This window comes from Streptomyces sp. NBC_01237 (assembly GCF_035917275.1).
GTDB lineage: Bacteria > Actinomycetota > Actinomycetes > Streptomycetales > Streptomycetaceae > Streptomyces.
Genome location: NZ_CP108508.1, coordinates 6,441,191 through 6,463,675, shown reverse-complemented (window position 1 = coordinate 6,463,675; position 22,485 = coordinate 6,441,191). Strand labels below are relative to the sequence as shown.

20 protein-coding genes are annotated in these 22,485 nt (G+C 72.1%); 7 read left to right on the top strand and 13 right to left on the bottom strand.

Features of this window, described 5'->3' with window-relative positions; genetic code table 11:
- The first annotated feature begins 72 nt into the window (after positions 1-72).
- Complete coding sequence (locus tag OG251_RS28870; RefSeq protein ID WP_326679858.1) at positions 73-1,134, top strand: NADP-dependent oxidoreductase; 1,062 nt, start codon at positions 73-75, stop codon at positions 1,132-1,134.
- Positions 1,135-1,147: 13 nt separating this feature from the next.
- On the opposite strand, the gene OG251_RS28865 is transcribed toward OG251_RS28870, so the two are convergent.
- The gene (locus OG251_RS28865; protein ID WP_326679857.1) at positions 1,148-1,687 is read right to left on the bottom strand and encodes a GNAT family N-acetyltransferase; all 540 of its coding nucleotides are present in this window, start codon (positions 1,685-1,687) and stop codon (positions 1,148-1,150) included.
- A 99-nt stretch (positions 1,688-1,786) separates the two neighbouring features.
- Here OG251_RS28865 and OG251_RS28860 point away from each other — a divergent pair, with 99 nt between their 5' ends.
- Genes OG251_RS28860 through OG251_RS28850 form a run of 3 tightly spaced genes read left to right on the top strand, consistent with a single transcriptional unit; the run spans position 1,787 to position 4,421 of the window.
- Positions 1,787-2,359: a CDP-alcohol phosphatidyltransferase family protein gene (locus OG251_RS28860; RefSeq protein ID WP_326679856.1), complete on the top strand. Its 573-nt coding sequence runs from the start codon at positions 1,787-1,789 to the stop codon at positions 2,357-2,359.
- Positions 2,356-3,216 (top strand): phosphatidate cytidylyltransferase, encoded by an 861-nt coding sequence (locus tag OG251_RS28855; RefSeq protein WP_326679855.1) that lies wholly within the window; start codon positions 2,356-2,358, stop codon positions 3,214-3,216. Before OG251_RS28860 ends, OG251_RS28855 begins: the two co-directional genes overlap by 4 nt.
- Positions 3,216-4,421, top strand: a complete 1,206-nt coding sequence (locus OG251_RS28850; RefSeq protein ID WP_326679854.1) for a lysophospholipid acyltransferase family protein — start codon at positions 3,216-3,218, stop codon at positions 4,419-4,421. The genes OG251_RS28855 and OG251_RS28850 overlap by 1 nt, the downstream gene beginning before the upstream one ends.
- A gap of 150 nt (positions 4,422-4,571) precedes the next feature.
- On the opposite strand, the gene OG251_RS28845 is transcribed toward OG251_RS28850, so the two are convergent.
- The gene (locus tag OG251_RS28845; protein WP_326679853.1) at positions 4,572-5,645 is read right to left on the bottom strand and encodes a S1 family peptidase; all 1,074 of its coding nucleotides are present in this window, start codon (positions 5,643-5,645) and stop codon (positions 4,572-4,574) included.
- A 196-nt stretch (positions 5,646-5,841) separates the two neighbouring features.
- Here OG251_RS28845 and OG251_RS28840 point away from each other — a divergent pair, with 196 nt between their 5' ends.
- Positions 5,842-6,555 carry a nitroreductase family protein gene (locus OG251_RS28840; protein ID WP_326679852.1) on the top strand — a complete coding sequence of 238 codons (714 nt, stop codon included), beginning with the start codon at positions 5,842-5,844 and terminating at the stop codon, positions 6,553-6,555.
- Positions 6,556-6,719: 164 nt separating this feature from the next.
- Here the strand turns inward: OG251_RS28840 and pruA are convergent, their stop codons facing one another.
- On the bottom strand, positions 6,720-8,351 hold the full coding sequence (pruA, locus tag OG251_RS28835; RefSeq protein WP_326679851.1) for an L-glutamate gamma-semialdehyde dehydrogenase: 1,632 nt from the start codon (positions 8,349-8,351) through the stop codon (positions 6,720-6,722).
- A gap of 51 nt (positions 8,352-8,402) precedes the next feature.
- Positions 8,403-9,329, bottom strand: a complete 927-nt coding sequence (locus OG251_RS28830; RefSeq protein ID WP_326679850.1) for a proline dehydrogenase family protein — start codon at positions 9,327-9,329, stop codon at positions 8,403-8,405.
- A gap of 181 nt (positions 9,330-9,510) precedes the next feature.
- Here OG251_RS28830 and OG251_RS28825 point away from each other — a divergent pair, with 181 nt between their 5' ends.
- On the top strand, positions 9,511-10,659 hold the full coding sequence (locus OG251_RS28825) for a PucR family transcriptional regulator (RefSeq protein WP_326679849.1): 1,149 nt from the start codon (positions 9,511-9,513) through the stop codon (positions 10,657-10,659).
- A 119-nt stretch (positions 10,660-10,778) separates the two neighbouring features.
- Here the strand turns inward: OG251_RS28825 and OG251_RS28820 are convergent, their stop codons facing one another.
- The 3 genes from OG251_RS28820 to OG251_RS28810 form a co-directional block, all read right to left on the bottom strand.
- Positions 10,779-11,663, bottom strand: a complete 885-nt coding sequence (locus OG251_RS28820; RefSeq protein WP_326681452.1) for a helix-turn-helix transcriptional regulator — start codon at positions 11,661-11,663, stop codon at positions 10,779-10,781.
- A 36-nt stretch (positions 11,664-11,699) separates the two neighbouring features.
- Positions 11,700-12,506, bottom strand: a complete 807-nt coding sequence (locus tag OG251_RS28815) for an SDR family oxidoreductase (protein WP_326679848.1) — start codon at positions 12,504-12,506, stop codon at positions 11,700-11,702.
- A gap of 465 nt (positions 12,507-12,971) precedes the next feature.
- Positions 12,972-14,012 carry an FAD-dependent oxidoreductase gene (locus OG251_RS28810; RefSeq protein WP_326679847.1) on the bottom strand — a complete coding sequence of 347 codons (1,041 nt, stop codon included), beginning with the start codon at positions 14,010-14,012 and terminating at the stop codon, positions 12,972-12,974.
- A 191-nt stretch (positions 14,013-14,203) separates the two neighbouring features.
- Here OG251_RS28810 and OG251_RS28805 point away from each other — a divergent pair, with 191 nt between their 5' ends.
- On the top strand, positions 14,204-14,815 hold the full coding sequence (locus OG251_RS28805; RefSeq protein WP_326679846.1) for a TetR/AcrR family transcriptional regulator: 612 nt from the start codon (positions 14,204-14,206) through the stop codon (positions 14,813-14,815).
- A 27-nt stretch (positions 14,816-14,842) separates the two neighbouring features.
- Here the strand turns inward: OG251_RS28805 and OG251_RS28800 are convergent, their stop codons facing one another.
- The 6 genes from OG251_RS28800 to ilvN form a co-directional block, all read right to left on the bottom strand.
- Entirely contained in the window at positions 14,843-15,391 is a 549-nt protein-coding gene (locus OG251_RS28800) for a hypothetical protein (RefSeq protein WP_326679845.1), read from the bottom strand.
- Positions 15,388-16,110 (bottom strand): hypothetical protein, encoded by a 723-nt coding sequence (locus OG251_RS28795; RefSeq protein ID WP_326679844.1) that lies wholly within the window; start codon positions 16,108-16,110, stop codon positions 15,388-15,390. The genes OG251_RS28800 and OG251_RS28795 overlap by 4 nt, the downstream gene beginning before the upstream one ends.
- Positions 16,111-16,179: 69 nt before the next feature.
- A complete protein-coding gene (locus tag OG251_RS28790) occupies positions 16,180-18,717 on the bottom strand; it encodes a Tox-REase-5 domain-containing protein (protein ID WP_326679843.1) in 2,538 nt (845 codons plus the stop codon).
- A 218-nt stretch (positions 18,718-18,935) separates the two neighbouring features.
- Entirely contained in the window at positions 18,936-20,528 is a 1,593-nt protein-coding gene (serA, locus tag OG251_RS28785; RefSeq protein ID WP_326679842.1) for a phosphoglycerate dehydrogenase, read from the bottom strand.
- Positions 20,529-20,827: 299 nt separating this feature from the next.
- Positions 20,828-21,829, bottom strand: coding sequence for a ketol-acid reductoisomerase (ilvC, locus tag OG251_RS28780; RefSeq protein WP_326679841.1), 1,002 nt, complete (start codon positions 21,827-21,829; stop codon positions 20,828-20,830).
- 116 nt (positions 21,830-21,945) lie between these two features.
- Positions 21,946-22,473, bottom strand: a complete 528-nt coding sequence (gene ilvN, locus OG251_RS28775; RefSeq protein WP_073727039.1) for an acetolactate synthase small subunit — start codon at positions 22,471-22,473, stop codon at positions 21,946-21,948.
- Between the last annotated feature and the right edge of the window lie 12 nt (positions 22,474-22,485).

Sequence of the window (22,485 nt, the reverse complement as noted above, 5' to 3'; positions counted from 1 at the left end):
GCTCATGGAAAGAGCCGTTCCATCGAAGCAACCCCCTGCCGGGCCCCGGGATTCCTTCCTACGGTCCTCGGCATGACGACGACACGCGCCACCAGCACCGCCCGCACCACCGCCGGGACCGCCCGCGCCACCGCCGGGACCGCCCGCACCTTCCACCTCACCGCCCGGCCGCACGGCTTCCCGACCGCGGACCTCTTCTCCGTCGTCGAGTCCCCCGTGCCGGAACCGGGACCGGGCCAGGCCCTGGTGGAGAGCCTCTATCTCTCCGTGGACCCGTACCACCGCGAGGAGATGGACGGCGGCTGGGAGCTGGGCACCCCGTTGGAGGGCCGCGTCATCGGCCGGGTGACCGCCTCCCGCACCCCGGAACTCTCCGAGGGCGACCTGGTCCACCACCGCGACGGCTGGCGGACCCACGCCCTGGTCACCCCCGGAACGAACGGCACCCGCAGGATCTCCTCGTACGACGGGGTGCCGCTCACCGCCCATCTCTCCCTCCTCGGCGGGACCGGGCTCACCGCCTATGTCGCGCTCACCCGGACCCTGGAACTCCGCGCGGGCCAGGACCTCTTCGTCTCGGCGGCGGCGGGCGGTGTCGGCACGGCCGTGGGACGGATCGCCCGGCTGCTCGGCGCCGGACGGATCATCGGCAGCGCGGGCTCGGCCGCGAAGGTCGCCCGGCTCACCGGGGAACTCGGCTTCGACGCGGCCTTCGACTACCACGACGGTCCCGTCGGCGAACTGCTGGCGAAGGCGGCACCGGACGGGATCGACGCATACGTCGACAACGTCGGCGGGGAGCACCTGGAGGGTGCGATCTCCGTGCTGCGCGACCACGGGCGGATCGCCTGGGTCGGCGCCATCTCCCAGTACCACTCGGCGCACAACCCGCCCGCCGCGCCGCGCAACCTGTTCGACGTCGTGGGCAGGAGCCTGCGGCTGGAAGGGGTGATGGTGCGCGACTACCGCGATGTCCAGGGCGAGTTGGAGGATTTCCTGGTCCCGCATCTGCGGAGCGGGCTGATCGCCCCCGAGGTGACGGTCGTGGACGGTTTCGAGCGGACGGTGGACGGCTTCCTCGGCATGCTGCGCGGCGAGAACACCGGCAAGATGCTGATCCGGGTGGCCGAGTGACACCCACCGCGCCTCACAGCACGTCCCCGTCGCGCCAGTCGAAGACCAGCGTCCCGGACCGGGCGGGCAGCGCGCCGCGTACGTAGGTGCTGCCCTCCTCGTCGGGGAGCGGCTCGATGCCGTCGGCCCCCTGTGCGGCGAGCTGTCCCGGCCACGGCTCCCAGCCCCGCGACGCATAGAGCGCGGCCCCCGCGTCGGACGCGGACAGCGCCCCGAAGGCGTACGCCCCGTCGATGACCCGTTCCAGCGCGGCCATCACGCGTCCGCCGAGCCCTTGCCTGCGGTGCTCGGCGCTGACGGCCACGCCCTCGACGTAGCCGACGCGGTACGAACGGCCCGCGTGGACCACCCGCCGCTGGATCACGCTGCCGTGGGCGAGGAGGAGTCCGCTGCCGTCGCGTACACAGGCGTGGACGCCGCCCAGGGTGTGATCCCAGTCGCCGTCGGAGAAGTCCCCGTCGAACGCGGCGTCCAGGAGGTCGCGGATCCCGGCGAGGGCCGGCGGGGTCAGCTCATAGGTGTGGGCGAGGTGCAGGGCTGCCGGTTCGGTCATGTACCCAGAGTCCCAGGCAGGGCCCTCACCCGGTACTCAGTATTCATTTGAGTACTCGGGCCGTGTCGAAAGGATGTGCGCCGCACGAGAGTTGCCTCCATGAACGGCCTCTACGCTCTCAAGCCCTGGTACGCGAACCGGCTCGCCGGTGTCCGTGCCCGTCTCGTCCGCCGTGAGGTGTCGCCCGACACCCTCACCGCGGCGGGCGTGGCCGCGGCGGCCGGTGGAGCCGCCGCGCTGGCCTGGCTGCCCGCCGGACCCGCCGCGCTCCCGGTCGCCGTACTGCTCGCGGCGCGGCTCGCCTTCGCCAACCTCGACGGGGCGCTGGCCCGCGACACCGGCCGGACCACCCGGCGCGGCGCGGTCCTCAACGAACTGGGCGACCGGGCGGCCGACCTGGTCGTGCTCGCCGGGTTCCTGACGCTCGCCCCGCTCTGGCTGGTGGCGGTGGCCGCCCTCGCGGCGACACTGCCGTCCTGGGTGTCGCTGGCGGGCGCCGCGGCCGGTGCGCCCCGGCACAACGGGGGCCCGGTCGGCAAGACCGAACGCTGTCTGCTGGTCGTGGTCGCGGCGGCGAGCGGCTGGGCCGTCCCCGTACTGATCGTGATCGCCGCCGGTTCGCTGCTCACCGCCGCGCTCCGGCTGGCCCGGCTGTGGCGGGAGCTGGCATGAGCGCCGTACTGATCGCCGAGGAGGCGGCGGCGCGAGCCGTGCCGCTGGTCGCGGGTGTGCTGGGGGCGGGCGGCGTGGCCGTCGCCGTACTGCCGTCGAAGGTCCGGATGCGGGCCGAGCTGCGCAAGCGGTGGCGGACCTGGGCACTGGTCGCGCCGGTCTTCCTGGGGGCGTACTTCCTGGGCGGCGGGGGCACGTTCGTGCTGGCCGCCGGGCTCGGGGCGGTCGCGGTGACCGAGTTCGTCCGGATGGCCGGGCTGACGCGGGGCGACCACGCGGTGCTGGTCGCGGCGGCGGTCCTGGTGCCGGCCCTCGCGTGGCGGGCGCCGGAGGTCCTGGACATGCGGGCGGCGGCCCTGCTGCTGCTCGCGGCGGCGCTGCCCCCGGTGCTGTCGGGTGACGACACCCGGGGCTTCACCCGCGGGGCCCGGACGGCCTTCGGGCTGCTGTGGATTCCGGTCGCGCTGACGGGTCTGGTGACGCTGGGCGAGACGGGGGTGGCGGTCGGCCTGGCGGTGGCGCTCGGTGATGTCGGCGCCTGGTGCGGCGGTACGGCGCTGGGCCGCCGGGGTCCGCTCGCCCGGCGGCTCTCCCCGCTCTCCCCGAACAAGACCTGGGCGGGGGTGCTGGGCGCGGCCCTCGCCACGGCCCTGCTCCTGCTGGTGCTCGGCTCGTTCTCGGTGGCGCTGTGGGCCGCGGTGCTCGGCGGCTGTGTCCTCGGTGACCTGATCGAGTCGATGGTCAAGCGCGAGTCGGGGGTGAAGGACGCGGGCAGCTGGCTGCCCGGGTTCGGCGGCCTCCTCGACCGGATCGACTCCCTGCTGGTGGCCCTTCTCCTGGCGATGGTGATGACGTGATGACGACCCCGCTCCCCGCGCCCGGCCGGGTGGACCTCCCGGCACGCTCCCGCTTCGCGGCGGCGCTGCGCCGCGGTCTGTGGTGGGCGGTGCTGAGCCTGACCGGTGGGGTGGAGCGGCGCGGGCGGCTGCCGCGCGGCGGCTGCGTCGTCGTCGCCAACCACTCCTCGCACGCCGACACGGCGGCGCTCCTCGCGGCGCTGGACGCCCGGCACACCCCGGTGATCGGGGCGGCGGCGGACTACTGGTTCGCCTCGCCGTGGCGGCGCCGGATCTGCCGCAGGCTCGCGGCCGGGTTCCCGGTGCGGCGCGGCGGGGGCGGCATGGACGATCTGCTGTCGATGGCGGACGAACTGCGGGCGGGCCGGGCGGTGGTGCTGTTCCCCGAGGGCACCCGGGGCAGGGACGGCGAGCTGGGCTCCTTCCACCGCGGTGCGCTGGTCCTGGCCGAGCGGGCGGGGGTGCCGGTGGTGCCGGTCGGCATCGCGGGTACGGACCGGCTGCTGCCCAAGCACGGGCGGCTGCGTTCGGCCCTGGTGCGGGTGACGATCGGGGAGCCGCTGCCCTCGGCGGTCACCCCGGCCGGGGCGCGCGACGCGGTCGTGGCACTGCACTCCCGTACGGTCGCCGAACCGCTCGGGGACTCGGCGGCGCGCCGCCGGGTGGCGGCGGTCGTGACCTCCCGGTGGGGTGTGCCGCTGGCCTTCGTCTGGGCGCTGGCGGAGGCACTGAGCTGGCCGCTGATGCCGGAACTGCTGCTCGGGGTGGTGTGTGTGGCGGTGCCGCGTGCGGCGTGGAAGATGTCGCTGGGGGCACTGGCGGGGAGCGTCGCCGGCGGGCTGCTCGCCCTGCAACTGGCCGCGGCGGGGGTCCAGTTGCCCGCGCCGCTGACCACCGACCGGATGCGGGCGGAGGTCCGTCGGGGGCTGGCGCTGGAGGGCGCGTCGGCGGTGCGGCAGCAGCCGTGGAACGGCATCCCGTTCAAGGTGTACGGCGCCGGGGCGGGGCGCGCCGGAGTGCCGGCCGGTGACTGGGCCGCCGCCTCCGCGACGGCGCGCGGTGCGCGGACGCTGTCGGTGGGGCTCGGGTTCGCCGCGTTCGGGCTGCTGATGCGGCGCCACCGCAGGCACTACGGGCGCTATCTGGTGCTGCTGGGCGGCGGATTCACGGCGGGCCTTGCCCTGATCGTGCACGGCTGGGCGTGAGCTGCCGCCCCGGGCGGGGTGGCAATGCACGGCCGGGCGTGAGCTGTCCGCCCCGGGCGGGGGCAGTGCAACGGCCGGGCGTGAGCTGCCCGCCCCGGGCGGGGCGGCCCGGGGCGGACACAGGACCGTGCGGTCCGGGGGCGGGGACGGTCAGTACACGGTCACGCCGTAGGCGGCCAGGGCCTCCTTGACCGGCTGGTGGATGGCGGAACCGCTGGTGCCGGTGCAGCCGGAGCTGCCCGAGTGGATGCCGAGCGCGACGGAGCCGGCGAAGTGGGCGCCGCCGCTGTCGCCGCCCGCGGAGCAGGCGGTGGTGCGGACCATGTTGTAGACGGGCCCGTCGCCGTAGTTGACGGTGACATTGACGGCGGTGACGGTGCCGCTGGTCACCTTGGTGGTGGAGCCGCTCTTGCTGAGGGTCTGGCCCACGACGGCGTCGGCGGCGGAGCTGATGTCCTGGGAGCCGCCGTTGTAGAGGTCGACGTCCCCGGCGGGCGAGGAGCCGTCGGTGTACCGGACGATGCCGTAGTCGTTGGTCGGGAAGCTGGTGCCCTCCCGGACCCCGACGACCGGCCCTCCGGAGGTGGCCGACCAGTTGGCGGAGATGTTGGTGCAGTGCCCGGCGGTGACGAAGTAACGGGCGCCGCCCTTGGTGACGTTGAAGGCGGCCGAACACCGGCTCCCGCCACCGTAGATGGCGCCGCCGCCCAGCACCTCGCGGTGGAAGACGCCGGGCACCCTGGTGATGCGTACGGCACCGTCCAGCCGGTCGGCGACGGCTTCGAGCCGGGCCAGGTCCCGCGCGGAGACCGACTGATCGGCCTCCACGGCGACCTGGTTGGTCCGGGGGTCGACGCCCCAGGAGGTACCGGTGATCTTCGCCTCGGCCTCCAGGGTGTCCATCGCGGCGCCCAGTTGCGCGGCGCTGCGCGCCACCCGGCGCACGGTGGCCCCGGCGGCACCGGCCTGTTCGGCGGCACGGTCGGTGGTGACGGTGACGACGAGGTCACCGGTCCTCCGGTCGAGGTAGCTGCCGGCGCTCCCGGCCCCGAGCCGCTGCTCCAGGGCGGCGTCCAGGGCGTACGCGGCGGGGGTGGGGGCGGGCAGTGCGGTGGGGGCGGGCTCCGGAACGGGCGCCGCCCCGGAGGGAGTTGCGCCGAGACCGAGGGTACCGATGACGAGCAGAAGGGAAACGCCGACGCGGGCACGGGTGGTGCGTCTCATGGGGTGCTCCTTCTCGGGTGACGCGTGGGGACGTACCGAGTAAGGAATTTGACATGCTCATTACCTAACCCGCAAGAACGCGTTACCCGGAAGGCCCCTCGCGGGCCCGGTGACCGGACACTGACCGGGACGGGCGGCCCGCCGTTGTCCGAAGGCCCTCTGTTCGCGGGGCGGGCGTGGGCCGCACACTGCCGCCATGCCCGAGAACACGACTGAAGCACCCCAGCGGTGGACCCCGGTCCACGGCGACCCGTACCGATCGGTCCCCTACCGCCCCGAGCGGATGCCCGTCGAGGAGTCCCTGGACCGGGCCGCCCGACTGCGGCACCGGATGGACGGACGCAGGACCGTACGCCGGTTCTCCACCGACCCGGTGCCCGAGCAGGTGCTGCGGGACGCCGTCGCCTGCGCGGCGACCGCACCTTCCGGAGCCCATCAGCAGCCGTGGACCTTCGTCCTGGTCAAGGACCCCGAGGTGCGGCGCCGCATCCGGGAGGCGGCCGAGCACGAGGAGAAGATCAGCTACGACGGCAGGCTCGGCGAGGAGTGGCTGGCGGCGCTGCGCCCGCTGGGCACCGACGCGGTGAAGGCCCATATGACGGACGCCCCGGGCCTGATCGTGGTGTTCCAGCAGCGGTACTGGCTGGGCGAGGACGGCACGAAGCGCAAGCACTACTACGTCGACGAGTCCGTCGGCATCGCGGTCGGCATGCTGCTGTCGGCCCTGCACCTGTCGGGGCTGTCGGCCCTGATCCACACCCCGAGCCCGATGCGCTTCCTGCGCGAGGTACTGGACCGGCCGGAGAACGAGAAGGCGTTCGCGGTGATCCCGGTGGGCTATCCGGCCGAGGACTGCGAGGTGCCGGACCTGGTCCGCAAGTCACTGGACCAGGTGATGGTGGAGATCTGAGCCGGACGGACCCGCTGACGGACCCGGACACCGCCCCGCGCCGGACCCGGACACCGGACCCGTGACGGGCCGGTACATGGAAACCGCCTCCCGGCCGGCAGGGGGGCCGGTCGGGAGGCGGGACTCCGGGCCGGGGCGCCGTGCTGCGGCGCCCCGGGAGGGGGTCAGCCCTGGTGGGGGTAGGTGTAGTCGGTCGGCGGGACCAGCGTCTCCTTGATGGCGCGGGTCAGCGTCCAGCGCTGCAGGTTCTGCGGGGCACCGGCCTTGTCGTTGGTGCCCGAGGCACGGCCGCCGCCGAAGGGCTGCTGGCCGACGACGGCGCCGGTCGACTTGTCGTTGATGTAGAAGTTGCCCGCGGCGTACCGCAGCTTCTCCATCGTGTACGCGGCCGCCGCACGGTCGTTGGAGATGACCGCACCGGTCAGCGCGTAGTCGGAGGCCGACTCCATCTGCTCCAGCATGGCGTCGTACTTCTCGTCCTCGTACACGTGGATCGCGAGGATCGGGCCGAAGTACTCGGTCGTGAAGACCTCGTTGGCCGGGTCGGTGCAGACGATGACCGTCGGGCGGACGAAGTAGCCGACGGAGTCGTCGTACGTGCCGCCCGCGACGACCGTGCACGTCGGGTCGGACTTCGCGCGGTCGATCGCGGCCTTGTTCTTGGCGAACGAACGCTCGTCGATGACGGCGCCGATGAAGTTCGTCAGGTCGGTGACGTCACCCATCCTGATGCCGTCGACCTCGGCCGCGAACTCCTCCTGGAAACCGGAGTTCCAGATGGAGGCCGGGACGTACGCCCGCGAGGAGGCCGAGCACTTCTGGCCCTGGTACTCGAAGGAGCCACGCGTCAGCGCGGTCTTCAGCACGGCGCGGTCGGCGCTGGGGTGGGCGACGACGAAGTCCTTGCCGCCGGTCTCGCCGACCAGACGCGGGTACGTCCGGTAGTTGGCGATGTTGTTGCCGACCGTCTTCCACAGGTGCTGGAAGGTCGGGGTCGAGCCGGTGAAGTGGATACCGGCCAGGTCCCGGTGGTTCAGGGCCACCTCGGAGACGGCGATGCCGTCGCCGGTCACCAGGTTGATGACGCCCTTGGGCAGACCGGCCTCCTCCAGCAGCTGCATCAGCAGCACGGCGGCGTGGGTCTGCGTCGGGGACGGCTTCCACACCACGACGTTGCCCATGAGGGCGGGGGCGGTGGGGAGGTTGCCCGCGATGGCCGTGAAGTTGAACGGCGTGATCGCGTAGACGAAGCCCTCCAGCGGGCGGTGGTCCATGCGGTTCCACACGCCCGGCGAGTTGGCCGGGGGCTGCTCGGCGAGGATCTGGCGCGCGTAGTGCACGTTGAAGCGCCAGAAGTCGACGAGCTCGCAGGGGGTGTCGATCTCGGCCTGCTGGGCGGTCTTGGACTGGCCGAGCATGGTCGAGGCGGCCAGCGTCTCGCGCCAGGGGCCCGACAGCAGCTCGGCGGCGCGCAGGATGATCGCGGCGCGGTCGTCGAACGCCATCGCGCGCCACGCCGGGGCGGCGGCCAGCGCGGCGTCGATCGCGTCCTGCGCGTCCTGCTCGGTGGCCCCGGCGAACGTACCGATGACGGCCTGGTGGTTGTGCGGCTGCACGACGTCGAAGCGCTCGCCGCCACCCATCCGCTTCTCGCCGCCGATGGTCATCGGCAGGTCGATCGGGTTCTCGGCGAGCTCCTTGAGCTTCACTTCGAGGCGGGCGCGCTCCGGGGAGCCCGGGGCGTAGGAGCGGACCGGCTCGTTGACCGGCGCGGGGACCTGGGTCACAGCGTCCATGAGTGCCTTGTCTCCTTGGTTGGGCGGGGTGGGGGTCGGCCGGGGCGGGGGTCAGCCCTTGGTGATGATGGAGCGGGCGAAGAACAGCAGGTTGGCCGGCTTCTCCGCGAGGCGGCGCATGAAGTATCCGTACCAGTCGGTGCCGTACGCCGTGTAGACGCGCATCCGGTGGCCCTCGGCCGCGAGCCGGATGTGCTCCTCGCTGCGGATGCCGTACAGCATCTGGAACTCGTACTCGTCCAGTTTGCGCCCGGCCTTGCGGGCGAGCTCCTGGCTGATGGCGATGAGCCGCGGGTCGTGGGACCCGATCATCGGGTAGCCCTCGCCCTCCATGAGGATCCTGACGATGCGGACGTACGCCCGGTCGATCTCGGCCTTGTCCTGGTACGCGACGGAGGCGGGCTCCTTGTAGGCGCCCTTCACGATACGGACGCGGCTGCCGGCGGCGGCCAGGCGGCGGGCGTCGTCCTCGGTGCGGAACAGGTAGGACTGGATCACACAGCCGGTCTGCGGGTAGTCCTTCCGCAGCTCCTCGTGGATGGCGAACATCGAGTCGAGGGTGGTGTGGTCCTCGGCGTCCAGCGTGACCGTGGTGCCGATCTCGGCGGCGGCCTCGACGACCGGGCGGACGTTGGCGAGCGCCAGCTCGTGGCCGCCCTCCAGCGCCTGGCCGAACATCGACAGCTTCACGGACATCTCGGCCCGGGTGCCCAGGCCCAGCTCCTTGAGGCGGCCGACCAGCTCCAGGTACGCGTCCCGGGCGGCGGAGGCCTGGCCGGCGGTGGTGATGTCCTCGCCCACGACGTCCAGGGTGACCTCAAGGCCCTTGCCCGCGGCGTCCTGGATGATCGGAACGACCTGGTCGACGGTCTCACCGGCGATGAAGCGGTCGACGACCTGCTTGGTGCCGGGCGCGGCGGAGACGAACCGGCGCATGCGGTCGCTGCGCGACGCGGCGAGAATCACGGGACCCAGCACGGGGCACCTCCACGGAAAGTACGTACGAACGGCCGTAGCGGTACGAAGGAAAACGAACCGGTACGGCACGGAGAACCACCGTGAAATCTATGGATCCCTCCGATCGTGTGCCATCGACAGCTGTCACGCATCTGTGGCCGGGACCTCAGACATATGTCTGAAGAGGTGCGAGAATGTGCGAGTGAAGGGCGATTACCAGGAACTGGTCGACGAGATCTCCACGCTGCTCGGCGCCCCCGCCACCCTGGAGAACCGGGACTTCGGCCTGGTCGCCTTCGGCGCCCACGACAGCGACGACGACACGGCCATGGACCCGGTCCGGACGCGCTCGATCCTGACCCGGCGCTCCACCCCGGCGGTCCGGGCGTGGTTCGAGGGCTTCGGCATCGCGCGGGCGACCGGCCCGGTCCGGATTCCGGCCGCCCCGGAGGCCGGGGTGTTCCGGGACCGGATCTGCCTTCCGGTACGCCATCGGGGTGTCGCGCTCGGTTATGTGTGGCTGCTCGACGCCGAGCCCGCCCCGACCGACGAGCAGCTGGGCGCCGCGATGGACGTCGCGGCCCGGATCGGGGCCCTGTTCTCCGACGAGGCGCGGGCGGGCGCGGATCTGACGCGGGAGTTCGGCGCGGTTCTGGCGGCCGGGCGCGGCTGGCAGCACGACATGGCGGTGGCCGCCCTGCGCGAGGCCCTCGGACCGGACGCGGACGGCCTGCACACCGTGGTGTGCGTGACCCCGTGGGAGGACGACACCCCTTCGGTACGTACGGTCCCCTCGGCCGCGGCGCTGGCCTCGGTGGCCTCCCCCGCCGGCGCGGGCGCCCTGTCGCTGGCAGCCCTGGTACGGCTGCGCTCGGCCGGTCAGCTGGATCCGGCCACCAGCGCCGCGGACCGGCTGCGGACCGCCGCGGGCCCGGCCGCCACGGCCGGGATCGCGCTCCCGCGCCGCGGTCTGGCCGAGCTGGGCGACTCCTGGCACGAGGCGGTGTCAGCGGCCCGCGCGGCGACGGCGGAGGACCGTTTCGGCCCGGTCGCCGACTGGGCGGCCATCGGCCCGTACCGTCTGCTGACCGCACTCCCCCGGACCCCGGACGCCGCCCCGGACCCGGCGGTGACCACTCTGCTGACCCCGCCGCACACCGAGCTGGCCCGGACCGCCGAGGTGTTCCTCGACTGCGCGGGCCAGGCGAGCCGGACGGCGGCGGAGCTCGGCGTCCACCGCCAGACGCTGTACTACCGCCTCTCCCGCGTCCAGCAGCTCACCGGACTCGACCTGAACGACGGCGAGGACCGGCTGCTGCTGCACATGGCGCTGAAGCGGGCACGGCTGTGAGCGGCTGCAGGTTCCGCGATTCGATGCGCACTGGACCCGTGAAGTGCGCACTGAACGCGCAATCCCAAGGAGCTGTGCGCACTGACTCCGCACGGTGACCAAGAGCTGTAGGGGTTGGACTATCCGTTGTGTGCTCCGAGCTCGGTCGCCAGCGTCTGTCGGGTGGCCGCCCACGACGCCAGGAGCGCCAATGTGTCAGCGGTCGGTGTGTCCGCGGGTGCGGTGTAGACGTTGAGGCGCAGGCCGGGTTCGGCGGGCAGTTCCAGGGACTCGACGTCCAAATCGAGCCGGCCCACGATCGGATGGCGCACACGCTTGCGGCCGGACCGGTGCAGCCGCACGTCCTGGGATGCCCACCGCTGCCGAAATAGCTCACTGCACGTCGACAGTTCGCCGACCAGGGCGATCAGCTCCTCGTCGTGCGGATTGCGGCCGGCTTCCATGCGTAGCTTCGCGGCCACGTCACCGGCGATTTGGTCGTGGTCGACAAAGAAATCTCCGGCCGCCTCGGGGCTCAGATAGACGAACCGCGCTGTGTTCGCGGGCCGTCGCGGGTCGGCCAGCACCGGTGAATACAGCGCGCGAGCGAGTTGGTTCATGGCGAGCACGTCATAACGGCCGTTACCGATCCAGGCCGGCGCATCGGAGATCGCGTCGAGCACCTGCCGCAGCGTCGAGCGCACCGTCACGGCAGGCCTACGCCGGCGTGGGCCACTGGGCGCCCTGGATTGGCGCGCGAGGTGGAACAGGTGGTCGCGCTCGGCCTCGTCGAGTTGCAAGGCAGAGGCCAACGCGTCGAGCACGCCGTCGGAGGCACCGGCGAGGCTGCCGCGCTCCATGCGCACGTAGTAGTCGACGGATACCCCCGCCAGTAGCGCTACCTCCTCGCGGCGCAGACCTTTGACCCGACGGTTGCCGCCGTAAGCGGGCAGGCCCGCCTGCTCCGGTGCGATGCGGGCGCGACGCGAGCTGAGAAACTCCTGTATCCCGGTGCGTGGATCCATCGTGGCCATCCCCTCACCGTAAGCCCGTCCCGCAGCCTAAGGGGTACCCGATGCGGTCGTCGCGATGCCGCCGTCCACCGGGATGATGGTGCCCGTGAGGTAGGACCCGGCCCGGCCGGCGAGAAACACGGCGATACCCGCCATGTCGTCGTCGCGGCCGAGCCGGCGCAGAGGGGCCGCCGCCGCGATCGTGTCGCCGATGGCATCGAGCGTGGACGCCATCATCCGCGACGGGAACACTCCCGGTGCTATCGCGTTCACCGTGACGTGCTGTGGGCCCAGCTCTCTGGCCAGCACTCTGGTGAGTTGATGGAGTGCCGCTTTGCTGCTGGCGTACGAGTAGTTGGGCGACTGGGCGACGTGGATGGCGGCGATACTGCCGATGTTGATGATCCGCGCGGGATCATCGGCGGTGCCTGCCCTGCGAAGTGCGGGGAGCAGCGCCTGCACCAGCCGGAACGGCGACTTGAGGTTGAGGTCGATCACTGTGTCCCAGGCCTCGTCCGGGAACGTCTCCAGCGGCTCGCGCCACATCGCTCCCGCGTTGTTGACAAGGATGTCCAGGCGTTCCGAGTCGGCCTTGACAAGATCAGCGAGGCGCTGACACTCGTCGCGCCTGGACAGGTCGGCGGGGACTGCTTGAACGTCGCCGAATTCGGACAGTAGATGCTGTGCCTTGGCGCACGCGTCTGCCTTGCGTGAGCTGATGACGACGCGGGCGCCCGCCTGGAGAAGGCCGCGCGCCACCATCATCCCAATTCCCCTGGTGCCGCCAGTGACGAGGGCGTACTTCCCACTCAGATCGAAAAGTTCTGTGTGAGTGGTGAATTGGTTGTCCGCCATTGGTCTCCGTCCCTTCTGCCGTGGAGGAATGCGCCGACACGGTCACGCATTCGGGGCAGCTCAATTGAACTGATGGGGTAAAGCCGCAGTGCGCGTCCATGGAGCGTTGTCGACGCTTTCGACTCAATCAGGTTGACAGGCGTTCGGGACGTCTGGGAGACCCTGGTGATACAGGTACTGGGAGATCCCCCCTTGCCCGGTGCGCTGACTCACCCCGGATCCACCGGCTTGATTCCCGGTTGATCGTTTCGGGGTCGTGCGGGCCGCCTATTGCGCATGGAGGACCGGCACCCGCAGTACTCACTTCGCGCGGAATCCGGTATCTCCGCTGGAGCCGGCGCGCACGAGAAGGTGGAACCTACAGCGGCGACGGCCCCTGCCCCGGCCCGGCCCTGTGCGGACGAGTCCCGCGACACCGGCGGTACGCGCACGGCTGCTGGGTCCGGCGGTACGCGCACGACTCCCTCAGCCCGGCATCATGCGGACCAGCGCGTCCCGCAGGCCGGTGCGCCCGGTGGTCATGAAGCGGTGCAGGCTGCGGGAGCCGAAGGCGACCCGCTGGGCGCTGCGGCGGCGCTCCGCGTCGTAGGCGCGCAGGGCGGCGGGCAGACCGGTTCGACCGTGTTCCGCGACGGCCCGGGTCAGGGCCTCCGCGTCGAGGATCGCCGTGCACGCGCCCTGGCCCAGGTTGGGCGTCATGGCGTGTGCCGCGTCGCCGACCAGCGCGACGCTCCCGCCGTGGACGAAGGTGGGCAGGGCGGGGAACAGGTGCCGCATCTCGTAGCGGATCCGGTGGGACGGGTCGGTACCGGCGAGGATGCGCGGGATGGGGTCGTGCCAGCCCTCGAAGTACCCGCGCAGCTCCTCGGCGGTGACGGCCTCGGGCACCGTGGCGTACCAGTTGGTGCGGCCCGGCTCGACCGGGGTCATCCCGAAGAACCGGCCCCTGCCCCAGGTCTCGCCGTGGACACCGCTCTCGAAGTCGGCGGTACCGATCCAGGCGACGGAGCCGACGCTCCGCGGGCCGCTGCGCCCGCCGAAGCGCGCGGTGCGCACGGCGCTGCGGATTCCGTCGGCGCCGACCACCAGGTCGTGCCCGGCCACCAGCGCGTCCACATCACCGACGTTCTCGCCGAACGTGAGCGGCACATCCCCGAAGGCGTCCAGCACGGCGAGCAGGGCGTCGATCAGATACGGCCGAGAGATCAGCAGTTCGGGGCAGCCGGCCTTCCGCTCGATCCGCTCCAGCGGGAGGCTCGCCATCACCTCGCCCGCCGGGGTGCGGATCCGCGCGCCCCGGTACGGCACCGCCCGGCCGCGGAACGCCGCCACCCCCAAGCGGTCGAGCGCGGCCTGCGCGGTGGGGTGGATGCCGAACGCGGTGCCGTAGCGCTCAACCTCCGCCCGCCGCTCGACGACCGACACCGCCCACCCCGCGCGGCGCAGCCCGATCGCCGTCGCCAGCCCGCCGACTCCCGCCCCGACCACTGCCGCCGTTCCGGTCATGCCGGTCTCCTCAGCTCGTCCGCCCCGGAATCAGATCACCACATCTGTGGTACCACGGCTGGGGTAGTGTGAGCAAGGCGGCACGGGCGGGGCAAGGCGCACCTCTGTGCGCGGGGCACCCCTGTGAGCGGCACACCTCTGTGCGCGGGGCACCCCTGTGAGCAGGTCATCCAGGAGAAGGAGGGCGGACGGTGAATCCGGACCGGCGGGACCGGCTGCGTGACGCGGCGATCGAGGTACTGGCCGACGCGGGCGGTCGCGGTCTGACGCACCGCGCCGTCGACTCGGCCGCGGAGGTACCGCACGGCACCACCAAGAACTACTTCCCGACCAGGGACGCCCTGCTGCGCGCGGTGGCCGAACGCTGCCTGGAGCAGTACCGGGCGATCACGGAGCGACTGGCCGCCGCCGGACCGGGTCCCACCGACCGCGAGGGCCTGGTGGCCGTGCTCCGGGGACTCCTGGAGAACGTCGCCGGGCCGGGCCGGTCCCGTCTGCTCGCCTACCTGGAGCTCCAGGCCGAGGCGGCCCGCAAGCCGTGGCTGTCGACGATCCTCGACCCGATCGCCACATCCGACTTCACCGGCCTGGAGCTGGCCCAACGGGCCGCCGGACTGCCCGTCACCCCGCAACGGGCCGCCGCCGTCACCCTCGCGATGCACGGCGCCCTCGTGCATCTGCTGGCCGACGGCCCCGACACGCTGGCGGCCGCGGGCCTGGACGACCTCGACGGCTTCGTACGCGGCCAGCTCCGGGCGGTGTACCCGGAGGACCGGGAGCGCCCGGAGGACCCGGGCGCATAGACCGTCCGGACGCGGTACGCCGTTCGGTCAGCGCTCCCCCGCCGGCAGCTCCGTGACCGGCCGGTCGCTGACCAGGGCCGCCATCACCAGCGGCGCGTCCCCGTCGCTGTGCCCGACACACACCGCGATCCAGCGGTCCGGCGCGCCCGCCGGTCCAGCCACCGCAGCCGGCACCGGTCCCCAGACGGTCAGGTCGCCGTAGAGGTCCTGTCCGAGCAGCGCCTCGAACAGCGGGGGCAGCGGCGCGCCCTCCTGCTTCCGGAAGAGCGCCACATGCATGGCCACCGCCCGGTGCGCACCCCATCGGGCGTCCAACTCCGCCACGAGAGCGGCCAGATGGGCCTCGGCGGCCTCCTCGGCGTCGTTCCACTCGGGGGCGTACACACCGGTCAGCGGGTCGCCCTCCCAGAGCGGGACGATCCGGAAGCCCGCACCGCTGGTGGCGGTCCACTCGCCGGTGTCCGGGTCGCCCTCCCCCACGGTGGGCCCGGTGGACGGTACGGGGCCCCCGAGCAGGTCCTCGACCTCGGACACGGCCCGCTCCGTGGCGAACGGCTCACCGGTCCGGGCGCTCACAGCGCGGCCCGGTCCATCGGGCGCGGCAGCGGCCGCAGCGCCCCGGCCCCGTTCAGCCGTTCGTAGGCCCGGACCACCGCGTCGGTGTCGCCGGGGGCCGCGATGCGCAGGAGCACACCGCCGCCCGGCAATTCCTCGCGGACCGCCTTCAGCTCGTCCGGCACCAGGGCCGCGCGGCCCGGGGAGAGATAGCCGACCCGCCCCACCACGGGGTCCCCCACGGAGAAGCCGGCGTCGTCCTCCAGGGCGTCGAGCACGTCGTCGTCGCTCACGTCCCCGAAGTCCGGCTCCCACACCCGGGCGAGGGCCGCGAGCAGCGCGGCCTCCGGGACCTCCGCGTCGTCCGGCGCGTGGAGGGCGATCACGAGCGACTGGAGCAGGAACTCCGGCGTGCCGCCCGCCAGACCGCTGATCTCCGCCTTCCAGCCGGACCCGCCACCGCGGGCGATCCGCAGTCCGGTGCCCGTGACGTCGGACCAGTCGTCGGCCGTCCGCACCAGACGCAGAGCGGCGAGCAGCGCGGCCTCGTCCGCCGGGAGTTCGGTGCCGGGCCCCGACGCGTGGACCTGCCGCCACGGACCGGTCAGGCCCGCCCCGGCCGGTGAACCGGCCTCGGGGAGCAGGGCCGTGAGCTGGTCGAGGGTGTGTTTCCAGCGACCGGCCAGCGCCTCGGCCGACTCGGGCCTGGGCCCCCAGAAACCCCGCACTACACGTCGCATCCGCTTTTCCTCCGTCGACCGTCGTCCGTCGGCGTGGCCCCGGACCGGCCGGGGGCCACGCCGTGCAGGCTACTCGTCGAACGCACCCGGTTTCCTGGTGCTGTCGTTCACCTTCGGCTTGCTGTAGACGACCTTGATCGGCAGTCCTTCGTCGCGGAACGCCTTGCGGGCGGCCTTGGCCACGTCCGGGTCGGAGAAGTGCCATTCGACGGCACGGCCGCCGGACGCCTCGACCTGGGACCGCGCCTCGGTGACGAACTTGTCCTTGCCGGACGGGGTGAGGGTGCCGCTGTCCGTCTTCGAGAGGTAGCTGCCGTAGCCGTTCTTGGCCTCCAGGAACGTCTGCCGGCCGGAGTCCCAGCCGTCGTACTCCACGGCCGGCTTGCCGTCCTTGGGGTGCGGTACGACGTACTCCTGGCCGCGGTTCGTCCCGGTGACCTGCTCCTGGTAGCGGAGCCAGGACTCGTTCTTCCAGTTGGGCGCGGGGTTGCGGTCGCGGCTGGCCCAGTAGCCGTCGCCGAGGTCCGCGTCACCGAGCTTGCGGTCCTTCAGGTCGTCGGCCCAGGACGGCGGGTTGTAGTTGCGCGGGTCGGACGTGTCGTTGCGGTTGGCCTCGGGGTACTGCTTCTTGTCCAGCTCGGCCTTGCGCGCCCGCTCCGGCTCCTCCAGCCGCTTCTGGTCCAGGTGGGCGGCCCGCTCCTGGTCGCGGGCCTCCTTCGCCTTGGCCTTGGCCGCCTCGTCGCAGCCGCCGTCCGCGAGGATCACCCGGCCGGTGGACCCGGAGGCCAGCACACCGATGCCGGAACCGCCGACTCCGGTGGAGCCGCCGGAACCTCCGGAGCCTCCGTACCGCACCAGCGGCGGCCCGGACGCGATCACACAGCCGGTCCTGCGTGCGGCGTCCTCGGCGGCGTCCGCGGCGTCGTCGGCCTCCTTCGCCGCCTTGCGGACCCCGTCGATGTCGCCGGCTTCGAGAGCCTTGCGGGCCCGGCGTGCGGCGGCCCCCGCCTCCCCCGCGGCTTCGGCCACCTGCTCGGCGACCTTGCCGACCTTGCCGAGCACCCCGACCTTGCCGACGACCTTCGCCACGTCGTAGCCGGGGATGAACATGGACCCGATGTTCCAGACGACATCGGTGACGGCCCGGGTCTTCTCGCCGTTGTTCCAGCGCTCGCGGACCTCGTCACCGACGAAAACGGTGTCGGCGACCGACCCCACGGTGTTGCCGGAAGCCTTGGTCCAGTCCCAGACCGCGCCGAGGTAGTCGCCGTCGTCCCACTTGTCGCCCGCGCCCTTGGAGTCCTGCATCCACTTGTCGCCGAGCTGGCTGCCGTAATCGGCGATCCCGGACCAGGTCTCGGGCTTGAAGAGGTCGACGATGCCGGTGACATCGCCCCAGATCCCGTCGACGGCCACGCCCTTGACGACCTGGGTCGTGCGGTCCCAGGCGCATCCGAAGAAGCCCCAGCCGCCGCAGTCCTCCTTCTCCTCGGCCTTGCTGCCGCCGTCGCCGTCCTCGCCCTCGCCCTCGCCCTCGGCGGAGGCGGGCTGGTCGTAGTCGGCCTCGGGCTCCTCGCCCGCCTCGGGGAAGGTGTCCTCGCCGGTGCCGGGACGGCCGTCGTCGTCGGGGCCGCCGGTGCCTCCACCGGAGCCGGTGGAGCCGGTGGTGCCGCCGCCCGTGGAACCGCCCGTCGTGTCGCCCCCGGTCGAGCCGCCGCTGCCGCCCGTACCGCCGGAGGAACCGCCTTCCGTACCGCCCGTGGAGCCGGAGCCGCCCGTGGAGCCGGTGCCGCCCGTGGAGCCGGTGCCGCCCGTGGAGCCGGTGCCGCCCGTGATGGTCGAGCCGCCCTCCGTACCACCGGTCGCGCCGCCGTCCGCGCCGCCGTCCGCACCCCCGGTCGCGCCGCCCTCCGTGGCGCCGCCGTCCTTGCCGCCGCCCGCCTCGACCGAGCCGCTGCCGCCCGGGGACACCGGGCACGCCGAACCGGTGAGCGAGCAGATCGCCGACTGGAGGCCCTCGGTGATACGGCCGCCCAGGCCGCCCACCGTCATCGCCCCGATGAGCGCGACGACGATCAGCACCAGGCCCAGGTACTCCAGGGCCGACTGACCCCGGTCGCGGCGCCAGGTGATCATGTGCGGGAGCGAGAACTTGGGCTTCTCGCCCCGCTCCCCCGACGGCAGCAGGAACCACGCGCGGCTCTGCGGCCGCAGGAGGAGGACGAGGATCAGCGTCGGCAGGAGCAACTGGCTGAAGCCGTCCGCCGAACCGTCACCGATGTTGGCGACGCCCCCGAGGAACAGCCACACCTGTACGGCGACCAGTCCCCACCACACCCGTTTTCCGCCGGTCCTGACGTGCCGCGCGAGCAGCAGGCCCAGGACGCCGGGAGCGGAGGCGTAGAGCATGACGCCGAGGACCTGTGCGCCCATCGCGTCCACGGCCAGGGCCGAGCCGAGGAGCCCGAGCCCGCCGAGGACCGTCGCGCCGAACAGCACGAGGAGCAGCACACGTGCCGTGGCGAGCGGGCGGGGCAGATCACGCCGCCCGGGGACAGGTACGGGAGCAGCCGCTCCTGGAATGGGTATGCCACCGATCGCAGACATACGTGACCCCAACCCCCGCTGTCAGTAGCGACATGACAACGGCTCACGCTAGGGCCGGGACCCCTGTCCCGTCGTGGGTCCCAGGGCCCAACACCGGGCCCATCCTCCCCGGCCCCGCCCTGCCCGGTCGGGCCCCGGACAGCACCGTACCCGGCAGCTGGACGCTCGCGGAGAACGCGCGTCCAGCTGCCGGGTACGGTGTCCGGCCGGTGCGGGGGTCAGGCGGTGAGGTTCACCGAACGGGCCGAGGCGGCGCCGATCTCCACCGAGATCTCGTTCAGCACGGGCTGCGGGACGGTGTCGTCCACGGTGAGGACGACCAGCGCCTCGCCGCCCACGGCCGCCCGCGAGACCTGCATGCCCGCGATGTTCAGCCCGGCCTCGCCGAGGATCTTGCCGACCGCGCCGACGACGCCGGGACGGTCCTGGTAGCGCAGCACGACCATGTGGTCGGCCAGCGCCAGGTCGACGTCGTGGTCGCCGATGGCCACGATCTTCTGGAGGTTCTTCGGGCCGGCCAGCGTGCCGGAGACCGCGACCTCCTCGCCGCTCGACAGTGTGCCGCGGACGGTCACCACATTGCGGTGGTCGGGCGACTCGGAGCTGGTGGTGAGGCGGACCTCGACACCGCGCTCCTGCGCGAAGAGCGGGGCGTTGACGTAGCTCACGGTCTCGTCGACGACATCCTCGAAGACGCCCTTGAGCGCCGAGAGTTCCAGCACCTTCACATCGTGCTGGGTGATCTCGCCGTACACCTCGACGTCGAGCCGGGCCGCGACCTCGCCCGCGAGCGCGGTGAAGATCCGGCCGAGCTTCTCGGCGAGCGGCAGCCCGGGGCGTACGTCCTCGGCGATCACACCGCCCTGCACGTTGACCGCGTCCGGCACGAGCTCACCGGCGAGGGCCAGGCGTACGGACTTGGCGACCGCGATGCCCGCCTTCTCCTGGGCCTCGTCGGTGGAGGCGCCCAGGTGCGGGGTGCAGACGACCTGGTCGAACTCGAACAGCGGGGAGTCCGTGCAGGGCTCCTTCGTGTACACGTCCAGACCGGCACCCGCGACACGGCCCTCCTTGAGGGCGGAGGCGAGGGCCTGCTCGTCGACGATGCCACCGCGGGCGGCGTTGACGATGCGCACCGAGGGCTTCACCTTGTGCAGCGCCTCGTCACCGATCAGGCCGAGCGTCTCGGGGGTCTTGGGCAGGTGCACGGTGATGAAGTCGGCGACCTCCAGCAGCTCGTCCAGGCTGAGGAGCTTGACGCCCATCTGCGCGGCGCGGGCCGGCTGTACGTAGGGGTCGTACGCGACGATCTTCATGCCGAAGGCCGACATGCGCTGCGCGACCAGGACGCCGATGCGGCCGAGACCGACGACGCCGAGGACCTTCTCGCTCAGCTCGACGCCCGTGTACTTGGAGCGCTTCCACTCGCCGTTCTTCAGGGCGGTGTTGGCCTGCGGGATGTTGCGCGCGGTGGCGACCAGCAGGCCGCAGGCGAGCTCGGCGGCGGTGACGATGTTGGACGTCGGGGCGTTGACGACCATCACGCCGGCCTTGGTGGCCGAGGAGACGTCGACATTGTCCAGACCGACACCGGCACGGGCGACGACCCGGAGCTTCTTCGCGGCGGCGATGGCCTCGGCGTCGACCTTGGTGGCGGAGCGCACCAGGATGGCGTCGACATCGACGATCGCGGGGAGGAGTTCGGCGCGGTCCGCGCCGTTGCAGTGCCGGATCTCGAAATCCGGACCCAGGGCGTCGACCGTGGCGGGCGACAGCTCTTCAGCGATGAGTACGACAGGTTTCGAGCTCACGTGAGTCCTCACAAGTCCAGTGCGGACGGCCGTCCCGACGGCCGCAGGCGGTGGAGGGGCTAGCCGCGTGGTAGACGCACGACACTGTGGGCCCTGACGCGTGTATGTGTGGAGAAGTGTAGTCATGCGACGGAGCGCATATTGCGCCCCGGTGGAAGGATCACCCGCACGAGGGTGGACGTGGTGTCCACCCGTGCGGTGCCGCCCCTTCCCCCGCCGCCTCTCCCGCAGTGACACGGGGGTGTGAGACGGCTGCGGTGCCGGGGGCGGGCCCGATGGACCCGCCCCCGGCGAAGGACCTACGCGTCCTCGTCGTTGACCCAGCTCATGAGCTTGCGCAGCTCACGGCCGGTGGTCTCCAGCAGGTGGTCGCCGTCGGCCTTCTTGTACTCGTTGTACTTGGGCAGACCGTTGTGGTACTCGGCCATCCACGCCTTGGCGAAGGTGCCGTCCTGGATCTCGGCGAGCACCTTCTTCATCTCGGCCTTGGTGTCCTCGGTGATGATCCGCGGGCCGGTGACGTAGTCGCCCCACTCGGCGGTCTCCGAGATGGACCAGCGCATCTTCTCCAGGCCGCCCTCGTACATGAGGTCCACGATGAGCTTCAGCTCGTGCAGGCACTCGAAGTACGCGATCTCCGGCTGGTAGCCGGCCTCGGTCAGGGTCTCGAAACCGGCCTTGACCAGGGCGGCGGTGCCACCGCAGAGGACGGCCTGCTCACCGAACAGGTCGGTCTCGGTCTCCTCGGTGAAGGTCGTCTTGATGACGCCGGCGCGGGTGCCGCCGATGCCCTTGGCGTACGAGAGGGCGAGCGCCAGGCCGTTGCCGGTCGGGTCCTGCTCGACGGCCACGATGCACGGGACGCCGCGGCCTTCCTCGTACTGGCGGCGGACGAGGTGGCCGGGGCCCTTCGGGGCGACCATGCAGACGTCGACGTTGGCCGGCGGCTTGATGAAGTCGAAGCGGATGTTCAGGCCGTGGCCGAAGAACAGCGCGTCGCCGTCCTTGAGGTTGTCCTTGATGGACTCCTCGTAGACCTGGGCCTGGATCGGGTCCGGGACGAGGATCATGATGACGTCGGCCTCGGCGGCGGCCTCGGCGGGGGTCACCACTCGCAGGCCCTGCTCCTCGGCCTTGGCCTTGGACTTCGAGCCCTCGTGCAGACCGACGCGGACGTCGACGCCGGAGTCACGGAGCGACAGCGCGTGGGCGTGGCCCTGGCTGCCGTAGCCGATGACCGCGACCTTGCGGCCCTGGATGATGGACAGGTCGGCATCGTCGTCGTAGAACAGCTCGGCCACTGGGTCTTCTCCTTGGTGTGCAGGTGTTGCGTCCCACCGTACGGCGGGGTGCGTCGTATACGTTCTCGGGTCTCGCCATGCGAGCGGCGGGCCGGCGGCCGGGGCCGCCGGCCGGGCTACGCCGTGCGGTCGAGTGCGCGCAGGGACCGGTCGGTGATCGAGCGCGCGCCGCGCCCTATGGCGATGGTGCCGGACTGGACCAGCTCCTTGATGCCGTACTGCTCCAGCATCTTGAGCATGGCCTCCAGCTTGTCGGCCCCTCCGGTCGCCTCGATCGTGACGGCCTCCGGGGAGACGTCCACGGTCTTGGCGCGGAACAGCTGGACGATCTCGACGATCTGGGAGCGGGTCTCGCTGTCGGCGCGGACCTTCACCAGGACGAGCTCGCGCTGGATCGCAGCGGAGGGCTCGAGTTCGACGATCTTCAGGACGTTGACCAGCTTGTTGAGCTGCTTGGTCACCTGCTCCAGGGGCAGGTCCTCGACATTCACGACGATGGTGATGCGGGAGATGTCGGGGTGTTCGGTGGTACCGACCGCGAGCGAGTCGATATTGAAGCCGCGCCGGGAGAACAGGGCCGTGATCCGGGCGAGGACACCGGGCTTGTTCTCGACCAGGACGGAGAGCGTGTGCTTGCTGGACATGGAGTCGGTCTC